This window comes from Frankia sp. CcWB3, from assembly GCF_977927595.1.
Map to the genome: position 1 here is coordinate 1 of NZ_CDWRCK010000194.1, position 8138 is coordinate 8138.

At 68.4% G+C, this 8138-nt stretch carries 9 protein-coding genes and 3 tRNA genes; 7 read left to right on the forward strand and 5 right to left on the reverse strand.

Features of this window, described 5'->3' with window-relative positions:
* Window positions 1–315: 315 nt before the first annotated feature.
* On the reverse strand, window positions 316–831 hold the full coding sequence (locus ACY5KJ_RS14630) for a YajQ family cyclic di-GMP-binding protein (protein ID WP_462185740.1): 516 nt from the start codon (window positions 829–831) through the stop codon (window positions 316–318).
* A 159-nt stretch (window positions 832–990) separates the two neighbouring features.
* Between ACY5KJ_RS14630 and ACY5KJ_RS14635 the strand changes: the two genes are divergently transcribed.
* Window positions 991–1075: transfer RNA gene (locus tag ACY5KJ_RS14635), tRNA-Tyr, on the forward strand.
* A gap of 110 nt (window positions 1076–1185) precedes the next feature.
* Here ACY5KJ_RS14635 and pyrE read toward each other — a convergent pair.
* A complete protein-coding gene (gene pyrE / locus ACY5KJ_RS14640; RefSeq protein ID WP_462185670.1) occupies window positions 1186–1719 on the reverse strand; it encodes an orotate phosphoribosyltransferase in 534 nt (177 codons plus the stop codon).
* Between the two features lie 139 nt (window positions 1720–1858).
* Here pyrE and ACY5KJ_RS14645 point away from each other — a divergent pair, with 139 nt between their 5' ends.
* Window positions 1859–2311 (forward strand): gamma-glutamylcyclotransferase family protein, encoded by a 453-nt coding sequence (locus ACY5KJ_RS14645; RefSeq protein WP_462185671.1) that lies wholly within the window; start codon window positions 1859–1861, stop codon window positions 2309–2311.
* A 25-nt stretch (window positions 2312–2336) separates the two neighbouring features.
* Here ACY5KJ_RS14645 and ACY5KJ_RS14650 read toward each other — a convergent pair whose 3' ends face one another.
* On the reverse strand, window positions 2337–2894 hold the full coding sequence (locus tag ACY5KJ_RS14650; RefSeq protein ID WP_462185672.1) for a DUF7144 family membrane protein: 558 nt from the start codon (window positions 2892–2894) through the stop codon (window positions 2337–2339).
* Between the two features lie 178 nt (window positions 2895–3072).
* Window positions 3073–4578, reverse strand: coding sequence for a GH25 family lysozyme (locus ACY5KJ_RS14655; protein ID WP_462203596.1), 1506 nt, complete (start codon window positions 4576–4578; stop codon window positions 3073–3075).
* Window positions 4579–4997: 419 nt separating this feature from the next.
* Here ACY5KJ_RS14655 and ACY5KJ_RS14660 point away from each other — a divergent pair.
* The 5 genes from ACY5KJ_RS14660 to ACY5KJ_RS14680 all read left to right on the forward strand — a co-directional run bounded on the left by ACY5KJ_RS14660 (window position 4998) and on the right by ACY5KJ_RS14680 (window position 6747).
* Window positions 4998–5073, forward strand: a tRNA-Thr gene (locus ACY5KJ_RS14660).
* 99 nt (window positions 5074–5172) lie between these two features.
* Window positions 5173–5249 (forward strand) — tRNA-Met (locus ACY5KJ_RS14665).
* Window positions 5250–5376: 127 nt separating this feature from the next.
* Window positions 5377–5508, forward strand: a complete 132-nt coding sequence (rpmG, locus tag ACY5KJ_RS14670) for a 50S ribosomal protein L33 (protein WP_070131962.1) — start codon at window positions 5377–5379, stop codon at window positions 5506–5508.
* A 238-nt stretch (window positions 5509–5746) separates the two neighbouring features.
* Window positions 5747–6208: an FAS1-like dehydratase domain-containing protein gene (locus ACY5KJ_RS14675; protein WP_462185674.1), complete on the forward strand. Its 462-nt coding sequence runs from the start codon at window positions 5747–5749 to the stop codon at window positions 6206–6208.
* Window positions 6209–6318: 110 nt separating this feature from the next.
* On the forward strand, window positions 6319–6747 hold the full coding sequence (locus ACY5KJ_RS14680; protein WP_462185741.1) for a MaoC family dehydratase: 429 nt from the start codon (window positions 6319–6321) through the stop codon (window positions 6745–6747).
* A 46-nt stretch (window positions 6748–6793) separates the two neighbouring features.
* Here ACY5KJ_RS14680 and ACY5KJ_RS14685 read toward each other — a convergent pair whose 3' ends face one another.
* Entirely contained in the window at window positions 6794–8002 is a 1209-nt protein-coding gene (locus tag ACY5KJ_RS14685; protein ID WP_462203597.1) for a pyridoxal phosphate-dependent aminotransferase, read from the reverse strand.
* Window positions 8003–8138 lie beyond the last annotated feature (136 nt).

Genomic DNA, 8138 nt, shown 5'->3' on the forward strand with positions numbered 1-8138 from the left:
GGTCGGGAAGCTGTTCTCCACTCATCCACCCATGAACGAGCGGATCGCGCGTCTCGAACAGATGTCACGCATGAATCCGTATCGGTGACCGGGCCTGATGACCACGATGTTGTCCGCGGCGCGTCGCCGCGGCAACACCCCGAAGTACTCGGAGTACGCTTTAACCCTGAACCGCTAACCGCGAACTGCCGGCCGAAACGGCGTCGGTTCACAACCAGGACCGCGGCGGAGCAAACCCCCCAGGTTCCGCCGCAAGCACCCCGCCCGAAACCCCCATCGGGCGGGGTGCGCCCTGTCTTGAGCTTTTCCGTCGCGTCAGCGGTAGTTGACGAACTGGAGGGGAACTTCGAAGTCCTCGGCTTTAAGCATCTGGATCACGCGTTGCAGGTCATCGCGCTTCTTCCCGGTCACCCGTAGCTGATCACCCTGGATCTGGGCCTGTACCCCTTTCGGGCCATCCGTCCGGATCTTTTTGGCGATGGCCTTGGCCTTGTCCTCCGCGATGCCCTGCTGAACGGTGACGGGCAACCGGAACTCCTTGCCCGACGGCTTGGGCTCCTCGAAGGTCAGGGCCTTGAGGGAAATGCCGCGTTTGACGAACCTCTCCTGAAGCACGTCGAGCACCGCCTTGACCCGCTCGTCCGTGTTCGCTACAAGCAGAATCGACTCGCCGGACAGCGTCGCGGATGCGCCGGTGTCACGGAAGTCGAAGCGGGTCCGGATTTCCTTGACCGTCTGGTTGACGGCGTTGTCTATCTCCTGGGCGTCAACTTTGCTGACGATGTCGAAGGGTGGATCTGCTACGTGTGCGGACCTCCTGGCCGGTTCGATGTGGGTGAGGATCGTGTGGAGTCGGGCGCTGTGCGTGATCGTGGTGCGCGGCCTTCGTCTCGTGAGCCGCTACTCACCGTTGTAATCGATCGTCGGCGGCTGCGGCGGGGTGGTGCGGCATCACGATGCTCCGTCGGGACCGGTATGCTTCTCCACGACGGCAGGTTGCCCGAGCGGCCAAAGGGAGCGGTCTGTAAAACCGTCGGCTCAGCCTACGATGGTTCGAATCCATCACCTGCCACCATCCCGCAGTTCCCGGGGATCATGCTTCTGTACAGGCTCGGATCCACAGGCCCGGGGCATCGCTCCGGGCCTGTGCGCGTGCGGTCGCGGATGCTCCTTGTCGCCGGGCGGTCAGGTGTTCGCGGCGGCATCCAGGTCCGCCCGGGTCAGGACGGGGTGCAACGTCAGACCGAGCTCGGCGAGTCTCTCCCGGCAGCCCTCCTGCCGGTCGATCACGCAGAGCGCGTGTTCCACGACCGCTCCGGCATCCCGCAGTACCCGGGTCGCGTCGAGCACGGCACCACCGGAGGTGACCACGTCCTCGATGAGGACGACGTGGCGTCCGGTGACGTCGCCGCCCTCCGCGATGCGTCGGGTGCCGTATTCTTTGGCCTTCTTCCGGACGAACCGGGCGGGCAGGCCGGTGCGATGGGAGAGCAGAGTCGCGAGGGGCACTCCGCCGAGTTCGAGTCCGGCGAGGATCTCCGCGCCGGGCGGCACCAACTCGGTGAGTCCGGCCACCACCGCGGCGAGCAGCGCCGGGTCGGCTTCGAAGAGGTACTTGTCGAAGTACTCGGTGCTTGTCCGACCCGACCGGAGCAGGAATGTCCCGGTCAGATGGGAAGCAGCCCGAACCTGGGCGGCCAGCGCCGCGTTGTCGTTCACGTCTGCTCACTCTAGGACCGGTTCCCAGCCGGGATGCCGGCCGCAGACGGTCACCGGTGGTCGTTAAACAGTCACCGGTGACCGGTGACCAGAAACCGTGGCTCGTGGGCCGCCACGGCCGGGGCACTACCGTGGCCTCATGTCGTCGGCTGAGGCGGAGCGCGCGGTCCCGCTGTTCGTCTACGGGACGCTGCTGTTCCCCGAGGTCGTGCGGGCGCTCATCGGACGCGTGCCCCAGGCGGGGCCCGCTACGGTCACCGGCTGGCGGGCCGCCCGGCTGCGTGACCGGCTCTATCCGGGCCTCGTGCCCACGGCCGAGGCGGACGGGCCGGATCGGGCCACCGCCGGCCTCGTCCTCTTGGGGCTCGCCCCACGGGAACGGGCGATCCTCGATGCCTTCGAAGGCGAGGCCTACGAAGCCCGTCCGCTAGTCCTGGCCGACGGGCTACCCGCCATGGCCTACCTTTGGCGCGATCTCGCCGAGGCGATGCCGGAAAACTGGGACGCCCGCGTCTTCGCCGACCGTCATCTCACCGACTACGCCCTGCGATGCGTCACCTGGCGGGCGGGGCTGGCAGATCCGGCACCCTGACCGCGAGCTGACCGCGAGCCGCCGTTCAGCCGGTGGTGGGCGGCCGCGGACCCTCCTCGCGCCGGATGCCGCCCCCGGAGGTCACCCGGGTGCCACCGGTCTCGGCGAGGCGACCGACTCCGGCCTCACGCCCGGCGGAGACCCCGGCCTGGTCGCTCGGATACGGCTCCTCGTACCCGGCTCTGGCCCGAGGAGCATCGTAGGTGCACAGTGCGTAGATGACGACTACGTCGATCGCGATGATGACGACAGACCAGACCGGGAACGCTGCAAGGAACGCCAGCTGCCCGATGGCGTTGATCGCCGCGATTGCGACACCTCCCCAGCGGGCGGCCTCGTTACGGGCCGCGATGCCGAAGGCGATCAGTATCTCGACGACGCCGACCACGATCCACAACCAGCCCCAGAAGGTGGTGTCGGCGTAGATCACGCTGGCCCCGCCGTTGAGGTTGTTCACTACGACGGTGTAGTCGCGCAGGGACGCGATGCCGTAGATCAGGTTGTGGAAGCCGACGATGAACATGATGACGGCGGCGAAGGTGAGCCATCCGTTCAGCGGGCGTGCCACCCGTGTTCCTGCCATCTCATCCTCCCCGGTCGTACTCGCGGCGGATCGCTCTGCCCGCATGGTGCGGTCCGTCGTTGTTCGGTGGTCATACGACTACCTCTCCGCCGCGTAGGTGCGATACCCACGGTAGACCGCCGTCACCCATCGTCGTGTCCGTCGGGCCGGAGATGGTTCTTGCCGGCCCGGGACACGATCAGGGAGCGATGCCGGCGCCACCCGCCGCACCCACGCCACTTCTGCCGGTCCCACTCTTGCCGGCGGGCAGTGTCGTGACCGCGTTCGTCGCCGCGCTCCAGCGGAGCTTGCCGAACTGGAAGGCGCTCTCCCGTCCGCCCGGGACCGAGTACTCGTCGGTGATCGGAGGCCCGAGGCTCGACGTCGTGCCACCGAGGCCCAGATAGGTCTGCAGGATGCGGCCGTGGACCTCGTGCGCGCCGATGGCCGGGTGCCAGTAGATCCAGCCACCCTGGAACCTCGCCTGAAGCGTCTCCGAGGCCGTGGCGTACTCGACACCGCTCACTGGTCGGTGCAGGAAGCTGTTCGTTCCGCCCAGCTCCAGGAACTTTGTCGCGATGGATCCGTGCAGGGCCCGTACGCTGGTCGCCACGGACCAGAAGGCCAGGCCGTTGGAGTATCGCTGCCAGCGACCGCCACCGCCGGCGGGCAGTTCGCTGTCGACGGGCGTCCCAACGGCCAGACGGTTCAGCCCGGCGGTCGCGTACCACTTCTCGATCTCGCTGTGGGTGCCGTCGGCCTGTGCGGCGAGCGCGGTCGGCGTGCAGCACAGCACGTTCAGATCGACGTTGCCCATGATCCCCGGGACATTTCCACTCGAGGTGTACTGCCACAGCGCCCACTTCGTCCAGCCGCCGGGCAGCCAGCCCGGGGTCGCCTTGTTGTTGTAGATGGCGAACCAGAACGGATACCGGGCGAAGCTGTGGTCGTCCGCCAGTTTCTTGGTCCAGAACGAGCGGTACGTGTAGAGGATGGGCGCCCGGCCGGTCTCGGTCTCGATCTTCTCGAGGAACGCCCTCGTCCAGGCGGCCAGCGTGGCGGGATCGAGTCCTCCGTCGTCCTCGAGGTCGAGCACGGGGGCCAGCTGCCCGGCGGCGCGGGTCAGCCCGCTCACCGTGATAAAGCGCTGTGCCTGGTCCACTGCGGTCGAGATCGGCCGCGCCGGCCGCGCGTAGTGATAGGCCCCGACCACCATACCGGCCTTGGCGGCCGCCTCCCGGTCCGCGGCAAAGTACGGATTGGTGTAGTTCGTTCCTTCGGTGGCCTTAATGATCGCAAAGCTCAGGCCGGAGCCGCGCGCTGCGATCCAGTCGATGGGGCTGCCGCCGGGATGCTGCCAGGAGGCCACGTCGATCCCCCGTGGCCAGGTCGGGGACGGCACCGCGCTCTGGGCGACTCCGGTGGTCGCGGTCAACGCCCCCGCGGTGATGGCCAGCGCCGCGATGCTCGTCACCCGCGGGGGGAGGGGGATCGGCAGCAGGGACGGGCGGGTGTCGACCCGCCGCCGCGCCGACCCCGACGGAGGGCCGTGACCTTCTTCATCCGGGCGGCCAGGCGTGGGGGCGGTGGTCGGCAGAGCGGTGGTCGGCAGGGTGGTGGTCGTCGGCACGGTGTCGTCGGCGGTGGGACCGGGCCGGACCTTGCGCGTCGTCGGATACCGGCTGGAACGGTGCGTAGGACGCATGGGCAACCCTCGATGCTCGGGAGGCGATGCTGGGGAGGCTCGCCAGGCAGTTGGCTACGCCGGCAGCGGCGCACCAACAGGTGCTCCATACGCTAAGCATCGAAGAGATTACTTACAGCTATCAGCGTGAGTGGCGTCCAAGTAGGTTGCTACGGCTAGTTGTTCCCGCCGGCAATCTCCGCATGTTTCGATGGAACGGAGTGAGGGTCGGGCGTACTGGCGTGCCATGGGGCGGACCTGGCGACCAGGACGGGGGGGTCGTTTCCGACCCGCGTAGCGCCGACGTGGCCTACGGAGGCCCTCGCGCCGGTCGCCGGGGAGGATCGGTCGCCGGGGAGGATCGGTGGGTTCGGGGGCGAAGCGGGTGAGGGGGCCACCCAACCCCGCCCGTCGTCGTGTAATCTGAGCTCCGCGACCTCGCCCCTTTAGCTCAGTCGGCAGAGCGTCTCCATGGTAAGGAGAAGGTCTACGGTTCGATTCCGTAAAGGGGCTCCACGTTCCGCCTTCGGGTGGGTTCGTGTCCGGGGGGATGTCCGCCGGTCCTCCCGCGGGGTAAGATGTTGGTCGGGCCGCCGCAACCAGGTGGACCATCCCAGCGGTGTAGCTCAGTCTGGCAGAGCAAGCGGCTCATAATCGCTGTGTCGCCGGTTCAAGTCCGGCCACCGCTACCAGCAGGGTGCGGCCTGCCGCGAAGCCCGTGCGGGATCGCGGTTCGCCACGCCGCCCGACCTGTTCAGTAACCGACTCAGGAAGAGGCATCACGCCGTGGCCGCCACCGATGTCCGCCCGAAGATCACAATGGCGTGTCAGGTGTGTAAGCACCGGAACTACATCACGCGCAAGAACCGTCGCAACGACCCGGACCGCCTCGAACTGAAGAAGTTCTGCCCGAACTGCGGCAAGCACACGGAGCACCGCGAGACGCGCTGACGTCGTTCTGGCGGCTGCCCATCGGCGCGTCCGGGCGCCTGTCCCCACGTGGACAGGCGGGGTGGCGGGGTCGCTGAATCCTTCGTGTACTTATCTACGTTCCGCCCCGGTAGCCGGTCAGGGAAGTCCTGGGCCGGCTAGCTGGCATGCCGGCCCAGATTATCGACCGGTGGCGGGCGATGTGGTAACCACGTAGAGACACCCTGGTCATCCCGCTGATGGCGCGATCGGAGTTGCGATGCCGCTCAATCAGGACTTCGTGGGACGAAGCTCGGTCTCCTCCGTCCCGTTCCAGGTCGGGCGCGAGCACATCCGGCGGTTCGCCGAAGCGATCGGGGACGACAACCCGCTGTACCACGATCTGGAGGCCGTGAAGGCCGCTGGTTATCCCGATCTCGTGGCCCCACCCACGTTCCTCATCACAGTGATCCCCGGAACCCTCGGGGTGTCCACCGACGATCCGGAGCTCGGCCTCGACTTCTCCCTGGTCGTCCACGGCGAGGAACGTTTCGTGTTGCTTCGGCCGGTGGTGGCCGGCGACGAGCTGATCTGCACCTCGACCCTGACCGGCATCCGGTCCGTGGGGACCAACGAGGTGCTCGTCGTCAACTACCAGTTCGCCACGATCTACGGAGAGCAGGTCGCCACCGGCGTGTGTGGGCTGGTCTCGCGCGGGACGGCTCCGCCGAGGCACCGATGACACCTTTGCCGACAGGGTTGCCGGCAGTCCCGCCGGCCCCGCTCGGCTCCGGCGACCGCGCGTTGCGCACGTTCCGGGCGACCCCGGGCGTCCTCACGATCTGGAGAACGATGACCGCCACGGTGAGCTACGACGACGTCGAGGTCGGCACCGAGCTGCCGGAGCGGCTTTTCCCGTTGCGCCGGGATGATCTTGTCCGGTATGCCGGTGCATCCGGCGACTTCAACCCCATTCACTGGAGCGATCGGGCGGCCGCCGAGGCCGGCCTGCCGGGAGTGCTGGCGCACGGCATGCTGACCATGGCTACGGCCGCGCGGCTGGTCACGGACTGGCTTGGGGACCCAGGCGCCGTGGTCGAGTTCGGGGTGAAGTTCTCCTCCCCGGTGATCGTTCCCGACGACGGTGTCGGCGCGACGGTGTCCGTGCGTGGCGTGGTCGAGAAGAAGCTCGACGACAACCTGGTAGTGGTGAATCTCACCACCCGATGCGACGGCAAAAAGGTCTTGATGGCGGCCCGGGCGACCGTCCGGCTGCGCTGAGGCCTGCCGCGCGGCGGGGGACTGGCCGCCGGGCTGCCCGGCGGCTTCAGGCCGCCTCGGCAAGCAGGGCGGAGAGGCGGCTGACTCCTTTAACGAGATCGTCGTCGCTCAGCGCGTAGGACAGTCGAGCGAAGCCGGGAGTCCCGAAGGCCTCACCCGGCACGATCGCGACCCCGGCCTCCTCAAGGATCAGCTGGCACAGATCCGCGGACGTGGTGGGGGTACGGCCGCGCAGGGTGCGTCCGAGCACGTCCTGCACCGACGGATAGCAGTAGAACGCCCCGTCGGGCAGTGGGCAGCGGATCCCGGGCGTCTGCGACAGCAGACGGTGCATCGTCTGCCGGCGGCGGTCGAAGGCGGTACGCATCTTGGCGACCGCGTCCAGCGGGCCGGCGACCGCGGCGAGCGCGGCGGCCTGGGCGACGTTCGAGACGTTCGATGTCGCGTGGGACTGGAGGTTGGTCGCGGCGGCCACGGCGTCCGCCGGCCCGATCAGCCACCCGACCCGCCATCCCGTCATCGCGTAGGTCTTCGCGACCCCGTTGACGATGATGCAGCGTTCCGCGAGCTCGGGTACCTCGGCGAGGACGGAGGCGAACCTCGTCTCGCCGTAGACCAGATGCTCGTAGATCTCGTCGCTGATGACCCAGATCCCGGCCTGCTCGGCCCACCGCCCGATCGCGCGGATCTCCTCGGGGGTGTGGACGGCGCCGGTCGGGTTCGACGGGGAGTTGAACAGCAGAACCTTGGTCCGCGGGGTGCGTGCCGCCTCCAGTTGTTCCACCGTCACCCGGTACCCGGCTTCCGGACCGGTGACGACGTCGACCGGGACACCCCCGGCCAGCCGGATCGACTCCGGGTAGGTCGTCCAGTATGGGGCGGGCAGGAGCACCTCGTCCCCCGGGTCGAGCAGCGTCGCGAACGCCGCGTAGACAGCCTGCTTGCCGCCGTTGGTCACCAGGACCTGGCTCGGTGAGACGATCACCCCCGAGTCTCGGGCGGTCTTCTCGGCGATGGCCTGCTTCAGCTCCGGCAGGCCCGCGGCCGGGCTGTAGCGGTGCATGCGGGGCTCGCGGCATGCCTTCTCGGCGGCGGCGACGATGTGGTCCGGGGTCGGGAAGTCCGGTTCCCCGGCGCCGAACCCGATCACGTCGCGGCCCGCGGCGCGCATCGCCTTGGCGGTGGCGTCGACGGCGAGCGTTGCGGAGGGTGCGATTCCCCCGATGCGGTGCGAGATCCTGCTCATGGCCGCCATGCTGCCACGGCTGTCACATGTGTGTCGGATGCACGTCGGACGTACCGCGGGATCCGTCCGGACCCTCCGGCAACGGTCGGCCCGTCCGGCCGCATCCGTTCGAACCTCCGTGACAGGCTGCCAGCCCCCGCTGCCC